This window comes from Agrobacterium sp. a22-2 (genome assembly GCF_012276985.1).
Classification (GTDB): Bacteria; Pseudomonadota; Alphaproteobacteria; order Rhizobiales; family Rhizobiaceae; genus Allorhizobium.
Window position 1 is genome coordinate 1 of record NZ_JAAXMM010000114.1, and the last position, 394, is coordinate 394.

Genomic DNA, 394 nt, shown 5'->3' on the forward strand with positions numbered 1-394 from the left:
TGCCACACCGGGGCGATTCATCTCTCCGGCCCGGTGCCGAAACTCCATGACCTGCACGGCAATCTGGTGATTGAGGAGGGACGGCCATGAACACGGTACTTATTCCTCCCGGTCCCGGCGGCTACGGTAAAGGGCTTTGGCTGCCCGTTGCCAGCGGCAAAAAGGTGCTGTCACTGACCGGGCGCGAGAGTCATCCGGTGGCGATAGAAATCGGTGCGCTCACTGAATCGGAAGTGGTGAACGGCTTCTCCGATATCCCGCCTGATAACGACATCCTGTGCGTGGTGATTAACTGCGCCGGGTCCCTGCGCTGCGGCCTGTATCCGCAGAAGGGCATCCCGACCATCAATGTGCTGCCCACCTGGCGCGCGGGGCCGCTGGCGCAGTTTATTAG

General features: G+C 61.7%; 1 pseudogene. It reads left to right on the forward strand.

The window, feature by feature from the left end:
• Positions 1-86 precede the first annotated feature (86 nt).
• Positions 87-394: pseudogene (locus HFC70_RS26650) on the forward strand (hypothetical protein); the annotation flags it as partial.